Below are 24,381 nucleotides of genomic sequence, written 5' to 3'. Positions count from 1 at the left end.
TCATTCTTTATCGAGCTTGCCGACCAGGGACAACGTGAAGTCTGCCCCCATGTATTTGAAATGCGGGCGTACCGTGACGTTGACCCGATACCAGCCAGGCTCTCCCTCGACATCGCTGACCACAATGCGCGCGGCACGCAAGGGGCGACGCCCACGCACCTCGGCGCTGGGGTTTTCCTGGTCCGCGACGTATTGGCGAACCCATTTGTTGAGTTCCAACTCCAGGTCCGTGCGCTCTTTCCATGCGCCCAACTGCTCCCGTTGCAGCACCTTGAGGTAATGAGCCAGGCGGTTGACCACCATCATGTAGGGCAATTGAGTGCCCAAGCGGTAATTGAGCTCTGCCGCCCGGCCCTCCTCACTGATGCCAAAGGATTTGGGCTTCTGCACGGAGCTGGCGGAAAAAAACGCTGCGTTGTCGCTGCCCTTGCGCATGGTCAAGGCGATGAAACCTTCTTGTGCCAGCTCGTACTCACGCCGGTCCGAAATCAGCACCTCCGTAGGAATCTTGGTTTCGATCTCGCCCATGCTCTGGAAGTGATGCAGCGGAAGGTCTTCGACCGCCCCGCCGCTTTGCGGGCCAATGATGTTGGGGCACCAGCGAAAGCGCGCAAAGCTATCGGTCAGGCGAGTGGCGAAGGCGTAGGCGGTATTGCCCCACAAGTAATGCTCGTGGCTGTTAACCACATTCTCTTGGTAGGCGAAGGTCTTGACCGGGCACTCAAGGGGGTCATACGGGGTGCGCAGCAGAAAGCGCGGTACGGTAAGGCCAATATATCGGGCGTCTTCGCTCCGCCGGAAACTTTGCCATTTGGCAAACTGCGGGCCTTCGAAATGGTCCCGCAGATCCTTCAGGTCGGGCAACCCGGTGAAGCTTTCCAAGCCGAAGAAACTCGGCCCCGCCGCAGCGATAAAGGGTGCGTGGGCCATGCCGGCGACGCTGGATGCGTATTGCATCAGTTTCACATCGGGTGCACTGGGCGAAAGAAAGTAGTTGGCAATGATCGCGCCCACCGGCTGGCCGCCAAACTGGCCGTATTCGGCGCTATAGACGTGTTTGTACAACCCGGACTGGGTAATTTCCGAGGAGTCTTCAAAATCATCCAGCAGGTCCTGGCGCGAGACATTCAACAGCTCGATCTTGATGTTCTCGCGAAAATCGGTGCGATCAACCAGCAACTGCAAGCCTCGCCACGAAGCCTCCAGTGCCTGGAACTCCGGGTGGTGAAGAATCTCATCCATTTGCTCGCTGAGCTTGGTATCGATCTCGGCGATCATCCGGTCGACCAGGCGTTTTTTTACCGGTTCGTCACAATTATGTGGCTTGACCAGCTCTGCGATAAACGCCGACACCCCGCGCTTGGCGATGCCATAAGCCTCGTCGTCGGCGCTGAGCAATGTCTGGGAAATGATGTTATCGAGGATGCTACCGCCTTCGATAACCTGTATGGGTTGCGTGCCGTGTTGAATGGTGGTCATGGTGTCAGTGTCCTTTTACTGAAAATGTCAGGCTTGGGGCCTATCCAGCCCCAATTCGGCGAGCACTCGTGCGCGCGAGTCGCCATTGGCCAGCGTCCGCTCGATAGCGTTGCGAAAGCTGGGCGTATTACCCAGCGGGCCCTTGAGCGCCACCAACGCCTCACGCAAAGCCATCAGCTTTTGCAATTGCGGGATCTGCTCCACCAGGTTCGCGGGGTTGAAGTCCTTCATCGTGTTGATCCGCACCTGGACCGGCAACTCTTCCACGTCGGCTGCCTCCTGGAGGCGGTTGGGCACGCTCAGCGTCAGGCTCAATGCTTGCTTTGCCAACACCTCGTCAAAGGTGTGCTTGTCGATGCCGATGGGCTTGCGATCCTCAAGTTTGCGCGGGTCCGTGCGCAGGGAAAAATCTCCCAGCACCAGCAGCTTCAACGGCAGTTCGACGTCTTCCTGAGCGCTACCGACGGCGGGTTTGAAGGTAATGTTGATACGTTCCTTTGGGGCTACCGAACCGTCTTTGGCCATGGTGCTTTTCCTTTTTGATGAGGCACTATTCAAGTACTGCTTCCAGGTCGAAATGGCACAACCGGCGATGCAGGGTGTCTTTTGCGTCTTGTACGGTTTGGCTTTGTGGCAACAGGTCGTAGCAGCGATACAGGAGCTGGCCGACTTGCACGGCCAACTCCGGCTCCCAATTTTCCAGGCCCGTGCGCTGTAACTGCAGGTCGAGTTGTTCCAACTGGATCCTGGCCAGGTCATGCTTGCCGGCCGCCACACACAACCTGGCCAGCGCCAGGTGCCAATGAAAGCGCGCTCGATCACCGCACGCCGCCCGCAGCCCTTGCTTGAACACACCCACCGCAGCCTTGAGGCCGTCCTTGCGCAGGCAGGGCATCACCGCTTGCAACGCCGCTTCCCAAGGCTGGGCGAGGCTGTCGACGACAACCCTGGAGGGCTCGGGCTTGTGTACGTGACGCATCACATGAAGCGCGATCCACTCACCTGTCGCGGGGTCGGCAAAGGGCGTGCCGTCCTCGAACCTATACTCAGGCAGGTTCGGCAGGCGATGCAGCAGCAGAGCGAATTGCATTTCCAGTTCGGTCATGGCCAGCTCTGCGTGCAAGGCCTCCAGGCACTCCCAGACCATGCGCAACCCGTCGAACCAGAACATCGCACCGGCCAGGCTGACCTCAAGTTCAAGCAACAGATCGGCGTAATGGCCTTGGCTGAAGCGGTCTTGATAGCGCTTGCGCTTGTCGCCAGCCAATGGGCGCAGCGCCGTCACCCGCTCACTATTGGCGTCGGGATAATTGACGAGCATCAGCCAGGCCAGGGTTCGGCCCAGGCGCAAGGCACGCGGGTCGGTGGCATCCTCACGCAACCACCAGGCACACAAAGGCCGAGCCTGCTCCTGCAATGCGCGCAGCCGTTTGTGCGCATCTTTTTCGTTATTGAGCGGTTGCTCGGGCTCTAGCCGCGGAGTTGGCGCTGGCTTGACCTGGGCAATGACGCCCGCGACGCCGCCAGGTTCGGCTGTAGCCTGGGCCAAACGCGCCGACAGCTGCCGGCGAACCGGCAATAGCAACGGCGCCTCGCTACCAAGCTGTTCGCCCCATAGCCGATCAAGACATTCCAGGTGTTCCAGCAGCGCTTGGCATAAAGGTCGTTGATCCTCCAGCGGGACGTTGTGCGCACACGCTTGTTCAAGGCGCGACACCAACCAGCCAAACGCCGCAATGCGGGTACGCAGCTTAACGGGATAGACCTGCGCCCAATGATGCTCGCAGAGTTCACGCAACACACCGAGCCCCGCCAGCAACCCAGCAAATGAATCACGCTGGTACAGGGCCCAAATCAACCAAACGAGGACGCGCAGATCCTTGGAATGCTCACGCAGAATGCACTCGCTGATTTCGCTGATCTTCTGCCAATCCGGCAGGCCCGCACCATGAATGGAGTGCGCCTTGCCCAGCTCGGTTTCCAGCACTTCAAACTCACTTGAATAGCGCATATCACTGCCAACAAAACTGCTTGGCGAGCACGCTGTCCGTGCAAGTTCTAAGTAATAGGCATATTGCTGTTCTGAATAAACGATTTTGGGCTGCACACAACCATCCAAGGCAAAGTAGGCAAAATTAACATCATTGTTAAACCGCCCTTGAACTTCCGCTCAAAACACATTGAAGTGAGCGAACCTTAGCCACGAAAAAAACAATCAGCAAGCAACAGAACGAAACTTAAGAAACATCCTACACCACTTGAAAATAAAGGCCTGCGCAGCTATTTGCGCAGCCAACCCAAGCGAAACCCATCATCCACAGCCTAAAACCATGCATTTGCCAAACATATGACATGAGCAACTAAATGCGCATATCTGTGCAACTAATGACACTAAAAACCACCCACAGCACTACAGCAAATGCTCAATAAAGGATGCTGAGTATTTTTCGCCCTTATTTCATTGAGCCTCACACTTTCAGGCACGCTTCTTGTTATAGGAACCTGCCCGGTCAGCGCTCTCGCTGCCCGGCAATACCTACTCAAACAGGCAAGGAAACCCGTCATGCCCACACCCGCGTACCTCTCCATCACCGGTGTCAAACAAGGTTTGATTACGGCAGGCACATTTACCCAGGACTCGGTAGGCAACATTTATCAGGAAGGCCATGAGGACCAGATTCTGGTGCAGGCGTTTGCTCATCAGGTAATCATTCCCCGCGACCCGCAGTCGGGCCAGCCGACCGGTCAGCGCGTGCATAAACCGCTGATGATCAGCAAGGTTTTCGATAAATCCTCACCCTTGCTGTTCAGCGCCCTGACCACCGGCGAAGAAGTGTCCTGCCGCCTCGAATGGCTACGCACCTCCTCGGCCGGAACCCAGGAGCATTACTTCACGATTGAACTGGAAGGCGCCACCATCGTCGACATCCAATCTCGCATGCCCAACTGCCAGGCCCCTGACAACGCCCACTTCACCCATCTGGAGGATGTGCACTTCACCTATCGCAAGATCATCTGGACTCACGAAGTCGCCGGTACGTCCGGCTCGGATGACTGGCGTAGCCCAGTGACGGGTTAACGGTAACCACGATGCGAAGCGAGCCGCTGTTGATCTTGATCTGCTTGTGATCTTGCTCTGGCTTTTGATCTTAGGCGCCCCGTTAAACCACGCTGGCCGAACGCAGACTTGAATTCGTGGGTAACCCGGCAGGACGCCGGGTTAGCCGCCCCGCGCCATGGATGGCGCGTGGCGGCGGCCCACGGATTCAAGCCTGCGTTCGGGCACACCGAGCCTAAGCGAGGTGCCGAGTGGTGGGGCAAGAGCGTTTTGCTTACTTTTGCGCTTTTTGTACGGACCGGACACATGGTTGACACCTGTGCGGGGACATAGTGGACACATTATGCCCCGTAGTCAGGGTTGTTTACGTCGAAGGTCCGTAGAAATTGATGGCAGAAATAGACGTCAAACAAGCCCGCTCCCACAGGTTGATCGTGGGGTGCCAGGTAGATAGATGGCGGCTGGCAGGCCGCTATCGCAGGCAAGCCAGCTCCCACAATTGGATCGCGGGGTGTCAGGTCGATAGGCGTCGGCTGACAGGTCGTCATCGCAGGCAAGCCAGCTCCCACAGGTTCAGCGTCGCGACACAAAGGCCCCATCCCAACCGGACAAACCAGCTCAATCGCAGTATGGTTGCCCTCTCACCACTCCCCAGGAAACACCGGTAATGCTGTTTGTCGTCATGCTCGGGGGCAAACACCCGCGGGCCAGGATCGAAGTACACGATGTGGTGTTCGCCGTGGCGGACACCCTGCAAGCCACCTACCCGCAATTACGCGACGCCTGGTTTGGCAGCCCCAAAGGCGTACACATCGATTCATGGATGGCCGTCGATGGCGTCGACGGCTGGAAGGTTGAACTGAGCCACCTGGCCCCCCATGCCGACGCGCCGCGCCTGTACTTCATCAACCTCGGCGGCTACGAGGCCAATAGCTTCGGCGAAGCCCATCACTACCTGCTGGTGGTCGCCCATCACAAACAGGAGGCCATGCGCAAAGGCAAGCAACAGATGCTGGCCCACTGGTCCCAGGCCCACACCGACGCGGTGCTGGATATCGACGACTGCCTGCCCATCGACCTGGTGGACGGCCGCTATATCCACCTGGTGCAAGCGGCGCACCGACCGATCGTGCAGCGCAACGACTACCTTGTGCTGCCTTGAATCCTTATGGCCTAAACAGTGGCGACTTAAAACCCAGTGGAACTTTGCCGAGAAATAACCGCCTGAATCCGGTACGCTCACCGTTTTTACTTTAGGAGTTACTCACCATGGCCAAAGCCACCGCCCGTCACATCCTCGTTGCCACTGAAGACAAATGCAACGACCTCAAAGCCCAAATCGAAGGCGGCGCTGATTTCGCAGAAATCGCTAAAGCCAACTCCAGCTGCCCATCCAGCCGCCAAGGCGGTGATCTCGGTTCGTTCGGCCCAGGCCAGATGGTCAAGGAATTCGACACCGTGGTCTTCAGTGCCCCGGTCAACACCGTGCAAGGCCCGGTGAAGACTCAGTTCGGCTACCACCTGCTGGAAGTCACCAGCCGCCAGGATTGATTCAATCTGCGCTGATGCTATAAACAACGGCCCGCCCTTTGGTGGGCCGTTGTGCATCTGATGACTGGCGATGCCCAAGCCGTTAGCGTACAAATCCTTATTATTCTTTACCCGGCGCTCAAGGCTGATAATGCGATTGGCTTTTTCATCTCTGCTCTGTTCCACCCTGGCCTTGCTAATGGCCAGCACTGCGGTGATCGCGGCCCCGCAAACCTACTTGACGGTATACGGCGAGCCGGCCAAGTACGCCGAAGGTTTCAGCCATTTCGACTACGCCAACCCCAACGCCCCCAAGGGCGGCAGCCTGCGGCGTTCGGCGCTGGAGGTGGGTCGCTTTGACCATGTGCTGCCCTATATCGACAAAGGCATCGGCGTGTCCCAGGTCGACGGCTGGGTGTACGCGCCCTTGGCGTTGCGCTCGCTGGATGAGCCTTACACTGTCTATGGCCTGGTGGCGCAAAAGATGGAGCGCGAAGGCGACGGCCTGTCGCTGCGCTTCTACCTGAACCCCAAGGCGCGTTTTGCCGATGGCACGCCCATTACCGCGCAAGACGTACGCTACAGCTTTGACGTGTTGATGACCCAAGGCAGCCTGCGCTATCGCACGTTGTTTGCCGACGTCAAACACGTCGAAGTCGAAGGCGAACGCCAGGTGCGCTTTGACTTTTCCAGCAACGAAAACCGCACCCTGCCCCTGGATATCGCTACCTTGCCGGTGTTCCCCGAGCACTGGTGGAAGACCCGCGATTTTGCCAACGGCGGCGGTTACGAAGCCCCGCTGGGCAGCGGCCCCTACAAGGTCAGCAAGATCGATTCCGGCAGCACCATCACCTTCACACGCGACCCCGACTGGTGGGGCAAGGACTTGCCGGTCAGCCGTGGCCTGTACAACTTCGATCACCTGAGCCTGGAATACTTCGGCGACACCGAAGTGGCGCGCCAGGTGCTGCGCGGCGGTGCCTACGACTTCAACCGAGAATTCTCTGCCACTGGTTACTCCATCGGCTACAACGGCCCGGCCCTGGACGATGGCCGCCTGCAGCGCGCGCACCTGGCCAAGGAGATGCCGCAGCCGGCCCAGGGCTATGTGTTCAATGTGCAAAAACCGATGTTCAAGGACCGGCGCGTGCGCCAGGCCCTGGCGATGCTGTGGGATTTCGAATGGGCCAACCGCCAGATGATGCGCAACCTGTACATCCGCCAGCAGAGCTATTTCTCCAATAGCCCATTGGCCGCCAGCCAGTTACCCACTCCGGAAGAACTGGCGATCCTCGAGCCTCTGCGCGGGCAGGTTCCCGATGAGGTGTTTACTCAGGTGTTCAAGGCCCCGGTCACCGATGGCAGTGGCATGATCCGCGATAAACAGCTGCAAGCCTTGGCCCTACTGGAAGACGCCGGCTGGAAACCTGTGGGCGACAAACTCGTCAATGCCCAGGGCGAGCCGCTGGAATTCACCTTTCTGAATGTCCAGAACGGCCTTGAGCGCCTGTTGCTGCCCTACAAACGCAACCTGGCGCAGATCGGCATCACCCTGAATATCCGCCGCATTGACTCTTCGCAGTACGTCAACCGGCTGATGGCCCGCGACTACGACATGATCGTCACGGGTTTCCCGGTCACCACCTCGCCCGGCATGGAGCTGTACAACTATTTCGGCTCTGCCGCCGCGTTCGATTCGGGCGCCAACAACTACATCGTGCTCAAGGACCCGGCCGTCGACACCCTTATCCATGGCCTGGTCAAGGCCGACACCCAGGCGAAGATGCTCACCTATGCCCACGCTCTGGACCGCGTACTGCAATGGAATTACCTGTGGATCCCCAACTATTACCCACCGGGCACCTCCGCCGCATGGTGGAACCGTTTCGGACGCCCGGCCATCGAGGCGAAGAACGACGAAGCCCTGGAAACCTGGTGGGAAGTCAGCCCCACCCCGCTGACGAACGAACAAATGCAGGCTGAGTTGAAAAAACGCGGAGAGGCCCACTGATGCTTGCCTATATCGTACGGCGCCTGCTGCTGATCATCCCGACGCTGGTGATCATCCTGTTGGTGAACTTCGTGATCGTGCAGGCCGCGCCCGGCGGGCCGGTGGAGCAAGCCATCGCTCACTTGCAAGGCATTGGTGGCGGTGGTGTGGCGAGCGCATCCGGCGAAGGCATCAGCGGCTCGCGGGCCAGCCGTGGTCTGGACCCGAAGCTGATCAAGGACATCGAAAAACAATACGGCTTCGACAAATCCGCGCCGGAACGCCTGTGGTTGATGCTCAAGAACTACGCCCAACTGGACTTCGGCAACAGCTTCTTTCGCGGCGCGACGGTGACCGATCTGATTTTGGAAAAGATGCCCGTCACCATTTCCCTTGGCCTGTGGGCCACGCTGATCACCTACTTGGTGTCGATCCCGCTGGGCATACGCAAGGCCGTGCGCCATGGCAGCAGCTTTGATATGTGGAGCAGCACAGCCATCGTCATCGGTTACGCGATGCCGGCGTTCCTGTTTGCGATGTTCCTGATCGTGGTGTTCGCCGGCGGCACCTCGCTGAACTGGTTCCCGGTACGCGGGCTGGTCTCGGAAAACTTTGCCGAACTGAGTACCGTGGGCAAGGTGGCCGACTATTTCTGGCACCTGGTGCTACCGGTCACGGCACTGGTGATCGGCGGGTTCGCCACCTTGACCATCCTCACCAAGAACTCGTTCCTCAATGAAATCACCCGCCAGTACGTGGTTACCGCCCGTGCCAAGGGCTTGAGCGAACGCCGGGTGCTGTACGGTCACGTGTTCCGCAATGCGATGTTACTGGTGATCTCGGGGATCCCCCAGGCGTTTATCAGTGTGTTCTTTGCCGGTTCGCTGCTGATCGAGGTGATCTTCTCCCTCGATGGCCTGGGCCGCATGAGCTACGAGGCGGCGGTGTCCCGCGACTACCCGGTGGTGTTTGGCTCGCTGTTTATCTTCACCCTGTTCGGCCTCCTGATAAAACTCATCGGCGACCTCTGCTACACCCTGGTGGACCCGCGTATCGACTTCGCCGCGAGGAACGCCTGATGCTCAACCTGTCTCCCGTGGCCCGTCGGCGTTTCGAGCGCTTCAAGAAAAACAGGCGTGGCTGGTGGTCGCTGTGGCTGTTTATCGGCCTGTTCATACTGACCCTGGGCGGCGAGTTGATCGCCAATGACAAACCGCTGGTGCTCAGTTTCAAGAATGAGCTGTATTTCCCGGTGTTCAAGCGCTACACCGAGCAGCAGTTCGGCGGGCAATTGCCGTTCCAGGCGGATTACCGCAGTGACTACGTGCAAAAGCTGATCAAGCAGGAGGGCGGTTGGATGCTGTTCCCACCGATTCCGTTCAGCGATGACACCCCCAACTACGAACTCACCCGCCCTGCCCCGAGCCCGCCGTCGGCGGTGAACTGGCTGGGCACCGATGACCAGTCCCGCGATGTGTTGGCGCGGGTGATCTTTGGCGCACGGGTGTCAATCCTGTTTGCCCTGGCCCTGACTGCCATCAGCGCCGTCATCGGGATTGCCGCCGGCGCGCTGCAGGGGTACTACGGCGGCTGGGTGGACTTGCTCGGGCAACGCATTCTCGAGGTGTGGTCTGGCCTGCCGGTGCTGTACCTGCTGATTATCCTGTCGGGGTTTGTGGAGCCGAATTTCTGGTGGTTGCTGGGGATCATGGCGCTGTTTTCCTGGCTGGCCCTGGTGGACGTGGTGCGCGCCGAGTTCCTGCGCGGGCGCAACCTGGAGTACGTCAAGGCCGCGCGCGCCCTGGGCCTGGGCGATGCCAAGATCATTCGTCGGCACATCCTGCCCAACGCCATGACCGCGACCCTCAGCTATTTGCCGTTTATCTTGACCGGAGCGATCTCCACCTTGAGCGCCCTGGACTTCCTTGGCTTCGGCATGCCCGCCGGCAGCGCGTCTCTGGGTGAGCTGATCGGCCAGGGCAAGCAGAACCTGCAAGCGCCGTGGCTGGGGCTGACGGCATTTTTCACCCTGGCACTGATTCTGTCGTTGCTGGTGTTTATCGGCGAGGCGTTGCGTGACGCCTTCGACCCTCGCTCATGAGTAAGTGCGTATGAACCTGATCGAAATCCGCGACCTATGCGTCGCCTTCAACGGCCAGACCGTCGTGCGCAACCTGAGCCTGGACGTGCGCCCCGGCGAGTGTCTGGCGCTGGTGGGTGAGTCGGGCTCGGGCAAGTCAGTGACGGCCCATTCGATCCTGCAACTGCTGCCGCAAGCCGGCACCCAAACCCTGGGTTCGATCAAGTATCGCGGCCAGGAACTGATCGGCGCCTCACCAAGCACTCTGCAAAAATTGCGCGGCAACCGCATTGCCATGATCTTCCAGGAGCCGATGACCTCCCTGAACCCGCTGCACAGCATCGAAAAGCAGATCGGCGAAACCCTGCTGCTGCACAAGGGCCTGGGCGGCAAGGCGGCGCAGGCGCGCATCCTCGAACTGCTGGAACTGGTGGGCATCCAGAAACCCCAGGAACGGCTCAAGGCCTACCCCCATCAACTGTCCGGCGGCCAGCGCCAGCGGGTGATGATCGCCATGGCCCTGGCCTGCGAGCCCGAACTGCTGATTGCCGACGAGCCCACCACGGCGCTCGACGTGACGGTGCAGCGCAAGATCCTGTTGCTGCTCAAATCTTTGCAGCAACGTTTGGGCATGTCGCTGCTGTTGATCAGCCACGATCTGAACCTGGTGCGCAGTATCGCCCAGCGGGTCTGCGTGATGCGCGCCGGGGAAATCGTCGAGCAGGCCGACTGCCAGGCCCTGTTCACCGCACCGCAGCATCCCTACAGCCGCCTGCTGCTGGACGCCGAGCCCTCGGGCGATGTGCTGTGCAGCGAGCCGCGTGAGACGGTACTGGAAGTGGATGACCTGAGCGTGCAATTCCCCCTTGGCGGCGGGCTGTTCCGGGCCAAGACCTACCTGCGCGCGGTGGACGGTATCAGCCTCAGCGTGCAGCGCGGCAAAACCCTGGGGATTGTCGGTGAGTCCGGTTCCGGCAAGTCCACCCTGGGCCAGGCGATCCTGCGCTTGCTCGACTCCAGCGGCAGCATCCGCTTCCAGGGTGAGGCCCTGGACCCGCTCAACCATCAGCAGATGCGCCCGTGGCGCAAGCAGATGCAGGTGGTGTTCCAGGACCCCTATGGCAGCCTCAGCCCGCGCATGTCGGTGCAGCAGATCATCAGCGAGGGCCTGGAAGTACACGCACCGTGCAGCCTGGCCGACCGCGAAGCGCAAGTCATCCAGGTGCTCAAGGACGTGGGCCTCGACCCTGCCAGCCGGCATCGCTACCCCCATGAGTTTTCCGGTGGCCAGCGCCAACGCATCGCCATTGCCCGCGCCCTGGTGCTCAAGCCAGCGCTGATGCTGCTCGACGAACCCACCTCGGCGCTGGACCGCACGGTGCAAAAACAAGTAGTGGCGCTACTGCGCGAACTGCAGGACAAATACGGCCTGACCTACCTGTTTATCAGCCATGACCTGGCGGTGGTGCGCGCCATGGCTCATGACATGATCGTGGTCAAGGATGGCAAGGTGGTGGAGCGTGGCGCCAGCCATGATGTGTTCGAGTCGCCCCAACACCCGTACACCAAAGAACTGCTGGCAGCAGCGCACATCCCCTTGTGATGATTAACAGGATTCTGCCTCCATGAGCACTAGCCTCAAGGACTACCAACAGGTTCGCGGCCTGGCCATCCAGTCGCTGTTCGAGATCATCGAGCAGTCCAGCGAAGGCACGGTCATCGTCGACCGCGATGCAAATATCGTGTGGATGAACGAGCGTTACGCCAAGCGTTTTGGCCTCAAGAGCGCCGACCAAGCCATCGGCCAGCCTTGCGAGCAGGTGATTTCCAACAGTCTGCTGCGCCAGGTGGTGCGCAATGACCGGCCGATCCTGCTGGATATCCAGGACACTCCCAAGGGCCCGCTGGTGGTGATGCGCCTGCCGATCCACGACGAGGCCGGGGCGGTGATCGGCGCGATTGGGTTTGCGCTGTTCGATGAACTGCGCAACCTGTCGCCGTTGATCGAGCGCTACCTGAGCATGCAGCAGGAGCTGGCCTCCACGCGCTCACTGCTGCGCTCGCGGCAAAGCAAATACAACTTCGCGCACTTTATCGGCACCAGCGCCGCCAGCCTTGAGGTCAAGCGCCGGGCGCGGCGCAGTGCGAGCGCCGAATCGCCGGTATTGCTGCTCGGGGAAACCGGCACCGGCAAGGAGCTGCTCGCCCAGGCCATCCACGGCGCATCGCCCCGGGCGCACAAAGCCTTTGTGAGCATCAACAGCGCGGCGATTCCCCATGACCTGCTTGAAGCCGAATTCTTCGGCACCGCACCCGGCGCCTTTACCGGTGCCGACCGCAAGGGCCGCCCCGGCAAGTTCCAGATCGCCCAGGGCGGCACGTTGTTTCTCGATGAAATCGGCGACATGCCGCTGCCACTGCAAAGCAAATTGCTGCGGGTGTTGCAGGAAAAGGAATTCGAACCGGTGGGCTCCAACGAGATGCTGCACAGCGATGTGCGGGTGATTGCCGCAACGTCCATGGACCTGGAGGCGGCGATCAAACGTGGCGAGTTTCGTGCGGATTTGTATTACCGACTGAACGTGCTGCCGATCCAGGTGCCGCCGTTGCGTGAACGCCTGGAGGATATTCCGGCGTTGAGCGAGGCGATCCTTGAGGAGTTGCGCAGCCAGCACGAACTGGACCGCGATGCGCTGGCGCTGTTGGCCCAACATGCCTGGCCGGGCAATATCCGCGAGCTGCGCAATGTGCTGGAGCGGGCGGCGCTGTTGAGTGATGACGTGGTGTTGAATGCCGAGGAGATACGCACGGCCATTGGCACTTTTACGCCGGTTGAACGCCGTGCGCTGGTGTCGATGGAGGGAGAGACATTCAGTGCGGCACGGGAACGGTTTGACCGGCAGATTATCGCCGCCGCGCTCACGGCGTGTGAGGGGAATGTGGTGGAGGCAGCCAAGCGGCTAGGGCTGGGGCGGTCGACGCTGTATAAAAAAATGCTGGCGCTTGGAATAACCTAGTCTCATAAAAGAGACAATATTCCCACTATCAAGACAACCCTGTGTGGGAGCTGGCTTGCCTGCGATAGCGTTGGTTCAGCCAGGGAATATGGCACTGTTACACCGCTATCGCAGGCAAGCCAGCTCCCACAAGGGATCTCCACTCGTCTCTCGATTGAGACTATCTTCTGGAAAACCGTCGTTAAAAGTAAATAAAGCTATATATATCAACAAGTTAAAAATTTGGCACACATCTCGCTATAGCTCCCTCCCACAGCCTCACCCCACAACAATAACAATCCGATGGAGACACACCATGAGTGTGATCATTGCCCTGGCTGCGCTCGCGCTGCTGATGCTGGCCGCCTACCGTGGCTATAGCGTTATCCTGTTTGCCCCCATCGCCGCCCTTGGCGCGGTGCTGCTCACCGACCCGTCCGCCGTCGCCCCTGCCTTTACCGGGGTGTTCATGGAAAAGATGGTCGGTTTTATCAAGCTGTATTTCCCGGTATTCCTGCTCGGTGCGGTGTTCGGCAAGCTCATTGAGCTGTCAGGCTTTTCGCGTTCGATTGTGGCCGCTGCGATCCGCTTGCTCGGCACCCGCCAGGCGATGCTGGTGATTGTGCTGGTGTGCGCCCTGCTCACCTATGGCGGCGTGTCGCTGTTCGTGGTGGTGTTTGCGGTGTACCCGTTCGCCGCCGAGATGTTCCGCCAGAGCAATATCCCCAAGCGCCTGATCCCGGCGACCATCGCCCTCGGCGCGTTTTCGTTCACCATGGACGCCCTGCCCGGCACCCCGCAGATCCAGAACATCATCCCCAGCACCTTCTTTAACACCACCGCCTGGGCGGCGCCGTGGCTGGGGCTGATCGGCACGATCTTCGTGTTTTGCGCCGGCATGCTCTACCTCGCACGCCAGCGCAACAAGGCCCAGCGCGCCGGTGAAGGTTATGGCACCGAGTTGCGCAATGAGCCGGAAACCGCCGACAACCTGAGCCTGCCCAACCCGTGGCTCGCGCTGTCGCCGCTGATCCTGGTGGGGGTGATGAACCTGTTGTTCACCCACTGGATCCCGCAGTGGTACGGCAAGACCCACAGCCTCAGCCTGCCGGGCATGAGCGCGCCGGTGACCACCGAAATCGCCAAGCTCACCGCGATCTGGGCGGTGCAGGCGGCGTTGCTGGTGGGGATTATCGTAGTACTGGTGTTCGGCTTCTCGGCAATTAAGAGCAAGCTGGCCGAAGGCAGTAAAAGCGCGGTAAGCGGTGCATTGCTTGCGGCGATGAACACCGCCTCGGAATATGGGTTTGGCGCCGTGATCGCCTCGCTGCCGGGCTTTCTGGTACTGGCGGACTGGCTCAAGGGCATCCCCAACCCGCTGGTCAACGAAGCGATCACCGTGACCTTGCTGGCCGGTATCACCGGCTCCGCTTCCGGCGGCATGAGCATCGCCCTGGCGGCGATGTCCGAGAGCTTTATTGCAGCCGCCCACGCGGCCAATATCCCCCTTGAGGTGCTCCACCGGGTCGCGGCCATGGCCAGCGGCGGCATGGACACCCTGCCCCACAACGGCGCGGTGATCACCCTGCTGGCCGTCACCGGGTTGACCCACCGCGAAGCCTACAAGGACATTTTTGGCATCACGATCATCAAGACCCTTGCGGTGTTCGTGGTGATCGGTACTTTCTACGCCACCGGCATTGTGTGAGGTTTTCATGACGACTTTGAATGGCAAGACCGCCTTGGTCACCGGCTCCACCAGCGGCATCGGCTTAGGCATTGCCCTGAGCCTGGCCAAGGCCGGCGCCAACCTGATTCTCAACGGCTTTGGCGACGCCAGCGCGGTGATCGCCCAGGTGCAGGCGTTTGGCGGCAAGGTCGGGCATCACCCGGCCGACGTCAGCGACCCCGCGCAGATCGCCGACATGCTCGCTTACGCCGAGCGCGAGTTCGGTGGCGTGGACATCCTGGTCAACAATGCCGGCATCCAGCATGTGGCAGCGGTGGAAGACTTTCCGGTGGAACGCTGGGATTCGATTATCGCGATCAACCTGTCCTCGGTGTTCCACAGTACACGTTTGAGCCTGCCGGGCATGAAGGCCAAGGGCTGGGGGCGTATCGTCAATATCGCCTCGGTGCATGGGCAAGTCGGCTCAGTGGGCAAGGCGGCGTATGTGGCGGCCAAGCATGGGGTGATCGGCCTCACCAAGGTGGTGGGCCTGGAAACCGCCACCAGTAATGTGACCTGCAACGCCATCTGCCCGGGCTGGGTGCTGACGCCGCTGGTGCAGAAGCAGATTGATGATCGCGTGGCTACCGGGGTCGACCCACAGCAAGCGCAGCAGGATCTCCTGGCGGAGAAACAGCCGTCGCTGGAGTTTGTGACGCCGTCGCAGTTGGGCGAGCTGGTGTTGTTTTTGTGCAGCGAAGCCGGCGCCCAGGTGCGCGGCGCGGCCTGGAACATCGATGGTGGCTGGCTGGCCCAGTAAACCCGTGATGATCGTTCCCACGCTCTGCGTGGGCACGCAGACCGGGGCGCTCCGCGCCCCAAAAGTGGACGCAGAGCGTCCAGTCAGGCATTCCCACGCGAAGCGTGGGAACGAGAAGAGGCAGCTTATGTCCGACATCCTCTGGCAACCGTCCCCGGAACGCATCGCCAACACGCGCATGGATCAGTTCCGCCGCTTCATCAACCAACGGCACGGCGTGCAGCTCCACGACTACCCCGCCCTGCACCAATGGAGCATCGACCAGCGCCCGGACTTCTGGCAGGCGATTGTCGCGTTCTTTGACGTGCAGTTTCGCAGCCCGCCCAGCGTCACCCTGATCGAAGACGTGGAGATGCCCAGCGCCCATTGGTTTCCCGGCGCCACCCTGAACTTCGCCGAACACCTGTTACGCCGCCGCGATGATCACCCTGCTGTGGTGGCTGTCAGCGAAGACGGCCAACGTGAACAATTGAGCTATGCGCAGCTAGCGGAACACGTGGCCGGCCTGCAAAAAAGCCTGCGGGCGGCCGGGGTCGGTATAGGTGACCGCGTGGCCGCGTGCATGCCCAACACCTGGCAAACCCTGGTGGGCATGCTCGCGACCACCAGCCTCGGTGCGATCTGGTCGTGCTCCTCGCCAGATTTCGGCACCCAGGGCGTCATCGACCGCTTCGGCCAGATCGAGCCCAAGGTGCTGATCACCTGCGCAGGCTACCGCTATGCCGGCAAGCGCATCGACCAGAGCGCCAAGCTCAATGAGATCCTTGAACGCCTGCCCTCCCTGCAACAGTTGATCATCGTGCCTTACGCCAAGCCCGAGGCGCAGGCTGGGGACTACGCCACCCACGCCCACGTCGCACTGTGGGACGACTTCTACCAAGCCTGCGGCGAACCCGAATTTGTCGCGGTGCCGTTCGATCACCCGCTGTATATCCTTTATTCCAGCGGCACCACCGGCATCCCCAAGTGCATCATCCATGGCACTGGCGGCGTACTGCTCACGCACCTCAAGGAACACGGCCTGCATGCCGACCTGAACCGCGAGGACTGCCTGTTCTACTACACCACCTGCGGCTGGATGATGTGGAACTGGCTGGTGTCGGTGCTGGCGATCGGCGCCACCGCGGTGCTGTACGACGGCTCGCCGTTCCACCCCGGCCCCGAACGTTTGATCGACCTGATCGATGCGGAAAGAATCAGCGTGTTCGGCACCAGCCCAAAATTCCTCGCCACCCTGGAAAAGTCAGGGTTGCAGCCGCGCCAGAGCCACGATCTGGGCAGCCTCAAGGGCCTGATTTCGACCGGCTCGCCGCTGTCGCCCCAGAGTTACGACTACGTGTACCGCGAGATCAAAGCCGAGCTGTGCCTGTCCTCGATGTCCGGTGGCACCGACATTGTCTCCTGCTTTGTGATCGGCAACCCGGTGCTGCCCGTGCGGCGCGGTGAGATGCAGTGCAAGAGCCTGGCCATGGCCATCGAAGTGTGGGACGACCAGGGCCGGCCCCTGATCGGAGAGAAAGGCGAACTGGTGTGCACCCGGCACTTCCCTGCCATGCCCATCGGGCTGTGGAACGACCCGCAGCAGCAAAAACTGCGCGCCTCGTATTTCAGCCAGTTCCCCGGCGTGTGGGCACAGGGTGACTATGCCGAGCAACGCGCCAACGGCAGCCTGTTGATCCACGGGCGTTCCGATGCGGTGCTCAACCCCGGCGGCGTGCGCATTGGCACCGCCGAGATTTATCGCCAGGTGGAAAAGGTCCCGCAGGTGCTGGAAAGCCTCGCCATCGGTCAACGCTGGCAGGACGACGTGCGCGTGGTGCTGTTTGTGCGCCTGGATGATGGAATTGAACTGGACGAGGCGCTGCAACAGCAGATCCGCCAGGTGATTCGCGCCAACACCACACCGCGGCACGTGCCGGCGAAGATCCTCGCTGTCACGGATATCCCCCGCACCATCAGCGGCAAAATCGTCGAATTGGCGGTGCGCAATGTGGTGCATGGCGAGCCGGTGAAAAACACCGATGCCCTGGCCAACCCCCAGGCACTGGAGCAATTTCGCCACAGAGCTGAGCTGGCCGATTAGATGAAAGGTTTCAGCGCTGACACAGCGTTTTGAAGAAAAACCCTCAAGGCATGCTATTTTTCCGGGGTAGCCACCCGTTGTCGTTCCTTGGGACAATGGGTGTTGTCATTTTTCAAAGCGTCAGGCTCAGGGCTTTTTATGAATGGAACATCCACCGGTAGCGAAGCCGCTGCATTGATCAGGCGGCTGGACTGGGCGCAAAGCCCACTCGGTGAGGCCAGTGAGTGGCCGCAAAGCCTGCGCACTGCTGTCGATATCGTCGTGCATTCACCCATGCCAATGGTGCTGCTGTGGGGCCCACACCTCATACAACTTTATAACGATGGCTTTGCCCACCTGATAGGCGGCAAGCACCCCGGCGCTCTGGGCCAGCCGGCGCACCACACTTGGCCCGAACTGGAAAGCTTCGCCGCGCCGGTCTACGACGCCGTGCTCGGCGGCCAGGTGCGCACCTTCAGCGAGCAACGCTTTGTGCTGCAACGCGAGGGCCGCGACACCGAGATATGGCTCGACCTGACCTACAGCCCGGTGCGCGACGAAAGCTGCCGGGTGGCCGGCATTCTGGTCACGGCCATTGAAACCAATGAACGGCGCAGCAAAACCCTCGAACTGCAACAGCGTTCCGAAGCGAGCCTCAAGGCCCAGCACAACACCGAGCAGCGCCTGCAACTGGCGCTGGCGGCCACCGACGCGGTGGGCACCTGGGATTGGGATATCGGTGAAGACCGCTTCATTGCCGACGCCCATTTCGCCTACCTGCATGGCGTCGACCCCAACGACTCAAGCCTGCTGCCCATCAGCGCCTACCTGCACGGCGTGCATCCCGAAGACCGGGGCACGGTGACGCGCAGCATCAAGCATTGCATCACCCACGGCACCGAATACGCCGAAGAGTACCGCCTGCAGCAAGCCGATGGCCAGGTGCGCTGGGTATTCGCCCGTGGCCGCTGCTACAAGGATCATCACGGCCGGCCGGCACGGTTCCTCGGCGCCGCGCTGGACCTCACCGAGCGCAAAAACACCGAGCAGGCCTTGCGCCAGAGCCAGACCGAGCTGCAATTGATCATCAACGCCATGCCGGTGTTGATCGGCTACGTTGACCACGACCAGCGCTTTCGCCTCAACAACAGCGCCTACCTCGAGTGGTACGGCAAGACGCCCCAGGAGCTGTACGGCAGAACCATCCGCGAAGTCATCGGCGACGAGGTGTACGCAGGGCGCGCAGACAAGATCGCCGCCGCGCTCAAGGGCAAGGCGTGCAGCTTCATGACAGTGACGCCTCATCGCGATGGCCGCCCGCGCCATGCGCTGATGAAGTACTTGCCGCGCTTTAGCAGTGACGGCTCGGTGAATGGTTTCTATATCTTTGTGATCGACGAGACCGAACGCAAGCTCACCGAAGAGGCCCTGCGCCACCTCAACGAGAACCTTGAAGAACGCGTGGCCCAGCGCACCCAGGCGCTGGCCGAAGCCAACCAGCGCCTGCAAAACGAGATGTTCGAGCGCGAACGTGCCGAAGATGCCCTGCGCCATGCGCAGAAGATGGAAGCGGTCGGCCAACTCACCGGCGGTATCGCCCATGACTTCAACAATATGCTCACCGGCATTATCGGCAGCCTGGACCTGATGCAGCGCTATATTGCCGCCGGGCGCAGCGACGATATCGGCCGGTTTGCCGATGCGGCCGTGTCCTCCGCCCACCGTGCCGCTGCCCTCACCCACCGGCTGCTGGCGTTCTCGCGGCGCCAGTCGCTGGACCGTCGCCCCACCGACCCCAACCAACTGGTGGCGTCCCTGGAAGACCTGTTCCGGCGCACCAAGGGCGCGCACATCGAACTCAAGGTCCAACTGGGCAAGGACATCTGGCCGGTGAACACCGACGCCAGCCAGTTGGAAAACGCCCTGCTCAACCTGGTGATCAACGCCCGCGACGCCATGCCCGACGGCGGCGAGTTGCTGATCGAAACCGCCAACAGTTACCTGGACGGCACCGACATCACCACCCTGGAACCGGTCAAGGCCGGCGACTATGTGATGCTTGGCGTGAGCGACAACGGCAGCGGCATGGCACCGAAAATCCTCGCCAAGGCCTTCGACCCGTTCTTCACCACCAAGCCCATCGGCCAAGGCACGGGCCTTGGGTTGTCGATGATCTACGGCTTTGCCCAGCAGTCCGGCGGCCACGTAACTATCCAGAGCGAACCCGGCCAGGGCACCTGCGTGCGCCTGTACCTGCCGCGCTTGTATGGCACCGCACTGGAAAGCAGCCTGCCTACCAGCCTGACCGAAGCCCCCGTGGCCCTGGCCGGTGAAGCGGTGGTGGTGGTCGAGGACGACCCGGCGGTGCGTATGCTGGTGGTCAATGTACTCGACGAACTGGGCTATACCGCGCACCAGGCGGCGGATGCGCGTGCGGCGCTGCCGTTGCTGGAGTCGGATTTGCGCGTGGACTTGCTGGTGACCGACGTTGGCCTGCCCGGCATGAATGGCCGGCAACTGGCGGAAATCGCCCGCCAGCATCGCCCCGGCCTGCGCGTGCTGTTCATGACCGGTTATGCCGAGAAAGCCGCCGAGCGCCAGGGGTTCCTGGAAGACGGCATGGACATGGTCGCCAAGCCTTTTTCCATTGACCTGTTGGCCAACAAAATCCGTAGCATGATCGGCGGCGAGGCCTGAGTTCAGGCATAATCGCGCGCCGTCGCACAGCTGGTAGAGCCCCATGAAAGCCCAAGCCCGTCATATCCTGGTGAAAACCAGCGAAGAAGCCGAACAACTCAAGCAGCGCATTGCCAAGGGCGAAGCCTTTGATGTGCTGGCCAAGAAGTACTCCACCTGCCCGTCGGGCAAACGTGGCGGTGACCTGGGCGAAGTGCGGCCCGGGCAGATGGTGGGGGCGATTGATGCGGTGATCTTCAAGAAGCCGGTGAAGGTGGTGCACGGGCCGATCAAGAGCAAGTTTGGCTATCACTTGGTGCAGGTGTTTTACCGGGATTGAGTGGATGGCTTCAGTCCGATCGTTCCTACGCTCTGCGTGGGAATGCCTCACTGGACGCTCTGCGTCCGTTTCTGGGACGCGGAGCGTCCCGGGCTGCGCTCCCACGCAGAGCGTGGGAACGATCAGTGATCATCTCGGTATCAGAGCCCCCGGCACCTGAATCACCCGGCTCGCCAACCGATGCCCCGCCAATGCAGCCTCTTGCGGCGAGCCACCCTTGAGCCGACTGGCCAAATACGCCGCACTGAACGAATCCCCCGCCGCCGTGGTGTCCACTACCTTCTCCACCTTCAACGCCGGCACCGCGAAGCGCTCGCCCGCGCAACGAATCAGGCACGCATCCGCTCCCCGCTTGAGCACCACTTCTGCAATCGACGGGTACGCCGCAAACACCTGCTCGCTATCCTCATAACCAAACAACGCGCGTTCGTCATCCTCGGTGAGCAAGGCAATGTCCACCTCGGCCAACACCCGGCGATACGCCTCACGGGCCGTTTGCACATCGGCCCACAGCCGCGGCCGGTAGTTGTTATCGAACACCACCTTGGCGCCGCGCCGGCGGGCTTCGATCAGCGCCTGCAGTAAGCGCTCACGCCCGATATCTCCCAGCACCGCCAGGGTAATGCCGCTGAAATACACCACGTCATAACCCGGCAGGGCCGCCAGGACCGGCTCGGCGGCAGGCGTAGTGAAGCAGTCGCGCACGGCCGCTTCGTTGCGCCAGTAGAGGAATTTACGTTCGCCCTGGGCATCGGTCTGGATGCAGTACAAGCCCGGCAGGCGCCCTGGCAGGCGCTGGACCATCCCCAGGCCAAGGCCTTCGGCGTGCCAATGCTCACACATGGCATCGCTGAAGCTGTCATCGCCCAGGGCGGTGACGTAGTCAACGCTGCCGACCTCGCCCAGTTCGCGGCGCAGGTACACCGCGGTGTTCAGGGTGTCGCCGCCGAAGCTCTGGTACAGGCTGCCGTCGGCGCGGTGTTGCAGTTCGATCATGCATTCGCCGATGAGGGCGATGTGGGGGTGGGTGTTCATGGCAAAGTTCTCAGGTGTGCTGGAGGGCCCCATCGCGGGCAAGCCCGCTCCCACAGTTGACCCTATTCCAACTGGAGGAATGCAGTCGAATGTGGGAGCTGGCTTGCCTGCGATAGCCGCGACGCGGTCTAGAAGCAGGTACGCAGAGACTCAACCACCTGCAACTGCTCATCCACCAGGCAGCCCACCTGCCACTTGTCAAAGGTCAGGCAAGGGTGGGACGTACCAAACGAAATAATGTCGCCAATGCGCAATTCCACTCCCGGCGCCACGGTCATGAACGCATGCTGGTCCATCACCGCCGTGACCTTGCACCCGCTCACATCATCCCCTTGCGCCGGCACGATCCCGGCCTTGTAGCGCTTGAGCGGCACCGGCAAACCGGCGTCGTAGGCCACATCACGCTTGCCCAGGGCAATCACCGCAAAACCCGGCTCCGGCAGCGACTGCACGTGTGCCCAGACTTCCATTGCCGGGCGCAGGCCCTCGTTGAGGTCGCTGCGGCGTTCGAGTACGCAGCACTGCGCTTCTTTGTAGATGCCATGGTCGTGGGCCACGTAACTGCCAGGGCGTAACACGCTGAGGAAGCGGCCGGCGGCGTTCTGCGTCTCGAACGACTCGGCGATCAGGTCGTACCAGGCCGAGCCCGATGCGGTGATGATCGGCTTGGGCAGGTCGAACAGGCCGCTGTCTTGCAGCTCGACTGCCAGGCTCACCAGGCTGGCGGCGAAGGCGCGGATACCACTGATGGCGTGCTCGCCGTGGATCACCCCTTCGTAACCCTCTATACCGGTGAGGGCCAATGCCGGTTGGGCTTTGATCGCCTTGGCCAGCTCACGCACCTCTTGCTCGCTGCGGCAACCGCAGCGGCCACCGACCACGCCGTACTCGATCATCACATTGAGGCGCTGGCCACGGGCGGCGAAGAACAGGCCCAGGTCGGCAACGTTGTCCGGGTGATCGACCATGCAATGGAAGTCAAAATCCTTATCGGCCAGCAGGTCGGCGATCAAGGCCATGTTCGGCGCGCCCACCAACTGGTTGGCCATCAGCACACGACGCACGCCGCTGGCGTAGGCGGCACGGGTCTGCACGGCGGTAGCCAGGGTGATGCCCCAGGCACCGGCGGCGATCTGGCGCTGGAACAGCGCGGGCATCATGCTGGTCTTGCCGTGGGGCGCCAGCTCGGCGCCGCTGCTGCGGACAAAGTCCTGCATCCAGCGGATGTTATGTTCCAGGGCGTCACGGTGCAGCACCAGGGCCGGCAGGCTGACATCGCGAACCAAATGAGCACCGACGGCGGCGGCACCTTTTTCAACGGCGTTGAGGGCAGGCATGGAAAACTCCTATTCGTTGATGCGCCGGGCCAGGCTGTTGGCGCTGTCGATCAGTACCCGGCGATAGTCGTGGTAGTTTTTGCTGGCATCGGCCCGGGGGGCGACGATGCACAGGGTTGCGATGCTGATGCCCTGGGCATCGCGCACCGGGGCGGCAAAGCAATGGGTGAAGGTGTCGGCCACACTGTCGAAGGAGAAGAACCCATCGAGGCTGGCCTGGCGGATTTGCGCCAGGAACGTGTCCAGCGGCAGGCGCAGGCCGTCCGGCAGGATGAAATCGTCGGGGTCGATCAGGTCGACGATCTGCTGGTCGCTCAAATGCCCTAGCAACAAGCGCCCCGAGGCGGTCCACGGAATGGGCGCGTTTTCGCCGATATCCGAAGAAATACGGAAATGCCGCTGGCCCTCGCGCATCAGCGCCACCGTGTATTTGCGCCCGTTGAGCAGGCACATCTGCGCGGTTTCGTGGGTCTGGCTGACGATCTCCTGCAAGGCGTGGTCGGCCTCGCGGGTCAGGTCGAAGTGACGCAAGTGTGCCTGGCCGAGGAAATACAGCTGCCGGCCCAGGTACACGTGGCCGTCCTTGCCCACGGTCTCCAGGATGCGCCGCTCCAGCAACGACGCCACCAGTTCGTAGACCGTGGATTTGGGGCTGCCAATGCCGCTGGCAATATCATTCGGGCGCAGGGGCTGGCCGATTTCCTTGAGAAAATCGAGGATATCGAACGCACGGTCCAGGCCTTTGGCGCGGCGTTTGATGGTGTCTTCGGTCATGGCAGTACTCGGTCCCGTTCCAGATGATCGTTCCCACGCTCTGCGTGGGAATGCATGCGGTGACGCTCTGCGTCACAAGCGCGGACGCAGAGCGTCCAAGGCGGTATTCCCACGCAGAGCGTGGGAATGATCAGTTAGGCCTTTTTCTTGTAGGCCACGCAATCGATCTCGACCTTGCAATCGACCATCATGTTGGCCTGCACGCAGGCGCGCGCCGGGGCGTGTTCCGGGGTGAAGTATTCACCGAACACCTTGTTGAAACTCCAGAAGTCCCGTGGGTCTTCCAGCCATACGCCCACCCGCACCACATCCTTGAGCTCGTAGCCGGCTTCTTCGAGGATCGCCACCACGTTGCGCATCGTCTGGCGGGTTTGCTCAATGATGCCACCATTGATGATTTCACCGTCCACCGCAGGCACCTGGCCCGACACATACAGCCAGCCATCGGCTTCCACGGCGCGGGCGAACGGGCGTGGCTGGCCGCCACCTGCGGTGCTGCCGGTGCCGTAACGAGTAATGCTCATAAAAGTTGCTC

General features: G+C 61.3%; 20 protein-coding genes. 13 read left to right on the top strand and 7 right to left on the bottom strand.

The annotated features are described in order from the left end of the window. Genes tssC through tssA form a run of 3 tightly spaced genes read right to left on the bottom strand, consistent with a single transcriptional unit; the run spans nucleotide 1 to nucleotide 3,574 of the window. On the bottom strand, nucleotides 1-1,479 hold the full coding sequence (gene tssC / locus QK296_RS19930; protein ID WP_094775015.1) for a type VI secretion system contractile sheath large subunit: 1,479 nt from the start codon (nucleotides 1,477-1,479) through the stop codon (nucleotides 1-3). 27 nt (nucleotides 1,480-1,506) lie between these two features. Continuing rightward, the gene (gene tssB / locus QK296_RS19925; protein ID WP_003191794.1) at nucleotides 1,507-2,004 is read right to left on the bottom strand and encodes a type VI secretion system contractile sheath small subunit; all 498 of its coding nucleotides are present in this window, start codon (nucleotides 2,002-2,004) and stop codon (nucleotides 1,507-1,509) included. A 25-nt stretch (nucleotides 2,005-2,029) separates the two neighbouring features. Next, on the bottom strand, nucleotides 2,030-3,574 hold the full coding sequence (gene tssA, locus QK296_RS19920) for a type VI secretion system protein TssA (protein WP_164692262.1): 1,545 nt from the start codon (nucleotides 3,572-3,574) through the stop codon (nucleotides 2,030-2,032). Between the two features lie 468 nt (nucleotides 3,575-4,042). Between tssA and QK296_RS19915 the strand changes: the two genes are divergently transcribed. From QK296_RS19915 to QK296_RS19855, 13 genes are all read left to right on the top strand, one after another. After that, nucleotides 4,043-4,558 carry an Hcp family type VI secretion system effector gene (locus tag QK296_RS19915; RefSeq protein WP_003191797.1) on the top strand — a complete coding sequence of 172 codons (516 nt, stop codon included), beginning with the start codon at nucleotides 4,043-4,045 and terminating at the stop codon, nucleotides 4,556-4,558. Nucleotides 4,559-5,204: 646 nt separating this feature from the next. After that, nucleotides 5,205-5,699: a DUF1543 domain-containing protein gene (locus QK296_RS19910; protein WP_003191799.1), complete on the top strand. Its 495-nt coding sequence runs from the start codon at nucleotides 5,205-5,207 to the stop codon at nucleotides 5,697-5,699. Between the two features lie 107 nt (nucleotides 5,700-5,806). Continuing rightward, nucleotides 5,807-6,088, top strand: coding sequence for a peptidylprolyl isomerase (locus tag QK296_RS19905; RefSeq protein ID WP_003191800.1), 282 nt, complete (start codon nucleotides 5,807-5,809; stop codon nucleotides 6,086-6,088). A 130-nt stretch (nucleotides 6,089-6,218) separates the two neighbouring features. Continuing rightward, a complete protein-coding gene (locus QK296_RS19900) occupies nucleotides 6,219-8,078 on the top strand; it encodes an extracellular solute-binding protein (protein ID WP_003191801.1) in 1,860 nt (619 codons plus the stop codon). Next, nucleotides 8,078-9,136, top strand: a complete 1,059-nt coding sequence (locus QK296_RS19895; protein ID WP_057710427.1) for a microcin C ABC transporter permease YejB — start codon at nucleotides 8,078-8,080, stop codon at nucleotides 9,134-9,136. Before QK296_RS19900 ends, QK296_RS19895 begins: the two co-directional genes overlap by 1 nt. Beyond that, entirely contained in the window at nucleotides 9,136-10,158 is a 1,023-nt protein-coding gene (locus QK296_RS19890; RefSeq protein ID WP_003191804.1) for an ABC transporter permease, read from the top strand. Before QK296_RS19895 ends, QK296_RS19890 begins: the two co-directional genes overlap by 1 nt. 10 nt (nucleotides 10,159-10,168) lie before the next feature. Further along, nucleotides 10,169-11,740 carry an ABC transporter ATP-binding protein gene (locus QK296_RS19885; protein WP_034135838.1) on the top strand — a complete coding sequence of 524 codons (1,572 nt, stop codon included), beginning with the start codon at nucleotides 10,169-10,171 and terminating at the stop codon, nucleotides 11,738-11,740. Between the two features lie 22 nt (nucleotides 11,741-11,762). Continuing rightward, a complete protein-coding gene (locus QK296_RS19880; protein ID WP_003191808.1) occupies nucleotides 11,763-13,154 on the top strand; it encodes a sigma-54-dependent Fis family transcriptional regulator in 1,392 nt (463 codons plus the stop codon). A 295-nt stretch (nucleotides 13,155-13,449) separates the two neighbouring features. Then, nucleotides 13,450-14,841 carry a GntP family permease gene (locus QK296_RS19875; protein WP_003191810.1) on the top strand — a complete coding sequence of 464 codons (1,392 nt, stop codon included), beginning with the start codon at nucleotides 13,450-13,452 and terminating at the stop codon, nucleotides 14,839-14,841. Nucleotides 14,842-14,848: 7 nt separating this feature from the next. Continuing rightward, nucleotides 14,849-15,622 carry a 3-hydroxybutyrate dehydrogenase gene (locus QK296_RS19870; RefSeq protein ID WP_003191811.1) on the top strand — a complete coding sequence of 258 codons (774 nt, stop codon included), beginning with the start codon at nucleotides 14,849-14,851 and terminating at the stop codon, nucleotides 15,620-15,622. A 127-nt stretch (nucleotides 15,623-15,749) separates the two neighbouring features. Next, nucleotides 15,750-17,705 carry an acetoacetate--CoA ligase gene (locus QK296_RS19865; protein ID WP_282391217.1) on the top strand — a complete coding sequence of 652 codons (1,956 nt, stop codon included), beginning with the start codon at nucleotides 15,750-15,752 and terminating at the stop codon, nucleotides 17,703-17,705. Nucleotides 17,706-17,843: 138 nt separating this feature from the next. Further along, nucleotides 17,844-20,381: a PAS domain-containing protein gene (locus tag QK296_RS19860; protein WP_282391216.1), complete on the top strand. Its 2,538-nt coding sequence runs from the start codon at nucleotides 17,844-17,846 to the stop codon at nucleotides 20,379-20,381. 43 nt (nucleotides 20,382-20,424) lie between these two features. Continuing rightward, the gene (locus QK296_RS19855) at nucleotides 20,425-20,700 is read left to right on the top strand and encodes a peptidylprolyl isomerase (protein WP_003174397.1); all 276 of its coding nucleotides are present in this window, start codon (nucleotides 20,425-20,427) and stop codon (nucleotides 20,698-20,700) included. Nucleotides 20,701-20,829: 129 nt separating this feature from the next. Here the strand turns inward: QK296_RS19855 and QK296_RS19850 are convergent, their stop codons facing one another. The 4 genes from QK296_RS19850 to QK296_RS19835 all read right to left on the bottom strand — a co-directional run bounded on the left by QK296_RS19850 (nucleotide 20,830) and on the right by QK296_RS19835 (nucleotide 24,370). Further along, on the bottom strand, nucleotides 20,830-21,735 hold the full coding sequence (locus QK296_RS19850; protein WP_282391215.1) for a sugar kinase: 906 nt from the start codon (nucleotides 21,733-21,735) through the stop codon (nucleotides 20,830-20,832). Between the two features lie 128 nt (nucleotides 21,736-21,863). After that, nucleotides 21,864-23,072, bottom strand: a complete 1,209-nt coding sequence (locus QK296_RS19845) for an amino acid deaminase (protein ID WP_282391214.1) — start codon at nucleotides 23,070-23,072, stop codon at nucleotides 21,864-21,866. Nucleotides 23,073-23,081: 9 nt separating this feature from the next. Further along, nucleotides 23,082-23,846, bottom strand: a complete 765-nt coding sequence (locus QK296_RS19840; RefSeq protein WP_003191821.1) for an IclR family transcriptional regulator — start codon at nucleotides 23,844-23,846, stop codon at nucleotides 23,082-23,084. A 134-nt stretch (nucleotides 23,847-23,980) separates the two neighbouring features. Further along, a complete protein-coding gene (locus tag QK296_RS19835) occupies nucleotides 23,981-24,370 on the bottom strand; it encodes a RidA family protein (RefSeq protein WP_003191822.1) in 390 nt (129 codons plus the stop codon). Nucleotides 24,371-24,381: the final 11 nt, after the last annotated feature.

It is taken from the genome of Pseudomonas sp. AL10, assembly GCF_029960685.1.
Taxonomy (GTDB): Bacteria; Pseudomonadota; Gammaproteobacteria; order Pseudomonadales; family Pseudomonadaceae; genus Aquipseudomonas; species Aquipseudomonas lactis.
Note: the sequence above shows the minus strand (reverse complement) of the source record. Positions and strands in the feature narration are given on the sequence as shown.

Coding starts and splice junctions, on each gene's coding strand:
- QK296_RS19875 (WP_003191810.1), top strand. CDS start 13,450: ATGAGTGTGATCATTGCCCTGGCTGCGCTCGCGCTGCTGATGCTGGCC.
- QK296_RS19840 (WP_003191821.1), bottom strand. CDS start 23,846: ATGACCGAAGACACCATCAAACGCCGCGCCAAAGGCCTGGACCGTGCG.
- QK296_RS19905 (WP_003191800.1), top strand. CDS start 5,807: ATGGCCAAAGCCACCGCCCGTCACATCCTCGTTGCCACTGAAGACAAA.
- QK296_RS19880 (WP_003191808.1), top strand. CDS start 11,763: ATGAGCACTAGCCTCAAGGACTACCAACAGGTTCGCGGCCTGGCCATC.
- QK296_RS19910 (WP_003191799.1), top strand. CDS start 5,205: ATGCTGTTTGTCGTCATGCTCGGGGGCAAACACCCGCGGGCCAGGATC.
- QK296_RS19900 (WP_003191801.1), top strand. CDS start 6,219: ATGCGATTGGCTTTTTCATCTCTGCTCTGTTCCACCCTGGCCTTGCTA.
- QK296_RS19865 (WP_282391217.1), top strand. CDS start 15,750: ATGTCCGACATCCTCTGGCAACCGTCCCCGGAACGCATCGCCAACACG.
- QK296_RS19885 (WP_034135838.1), top strand. CDS start 10,169: ATGAACCTGATCGAAATCCGCGACCTATGCGTCGCCTTCAACGGCCAG.
- QK296_RS19870 (WP_003191811.1), top strand. CDS start 14,849: ATGACGACTTTGAATGGCAAGACCGCCTTGGTCACCGGCTCCACCAGC.
- QK296_RS19890 (WP_003191804.1), top strand. CDS start 9,136: ATGCTCAACCTGTCTCCCGTGGCCCGTCGGCGTTTCGAGCGCTTCAAG.
- QK296_RS19915 (WP_003191797.1), top strand. CDS start 4,043: ATGCCCACACCCGCGTACCTCTCCATCACCGGTGTCAAACAAGGTTTG.
- QK296_RS19860 (WP_282391216.1), top strand. CDS start 17,844: ATGAATGGAACATCCACCGGTAGCGAAGCCGCTGCATTGATCAGGCGG.
- QK296_RS19855 (WP_003174397.1), top strand. CDS start 20,425: ATGAAAGCCCAAGCCCGTCATATCCTGGTGAAAACCAGCGAAGAAGCC.
- QK296_RS19850 (WP_282391215.1), bottom strand. CDS start 21,735: ATGAACACCCACCCCCACATCGCCCTCATCGGCGAATGCATGATCGAA.
- tssB (WP_003191794.1), bottom strand. CDS start 2,004: ATGGCCAAAGACGGTTCGGTAGCCCCAAAGGAACGTATCAACATTACC.
- QK296_RS19835 (WP_003191822.1), bottom strand. CDS start 24,370: ATGAGCATTACTCGTTACGGCACCGGCAGCACCGCAGGTGGCGGCCAG.
- tssC (WP_094775015.1), bottom strand. CDS start 1,479: ATGACCACCATTCAACACGGCACGCAACCCATACAGGTTATCGAAGGC.
- QK296_RS19845 (WP_282391214.1), bottom strand. CDS start 23,072: ATGCCTGCCCTCAACGCCGTTGAAAAAGGTGCCGCCGCCGTCGGTGCT.
- QK296_RS19895 (WP_057710427.1), top strand. CDS start 8,078: ATGCTTGCCTATATCGTACGGCGCCTGCTGCTGATCATCCCGACGCTG.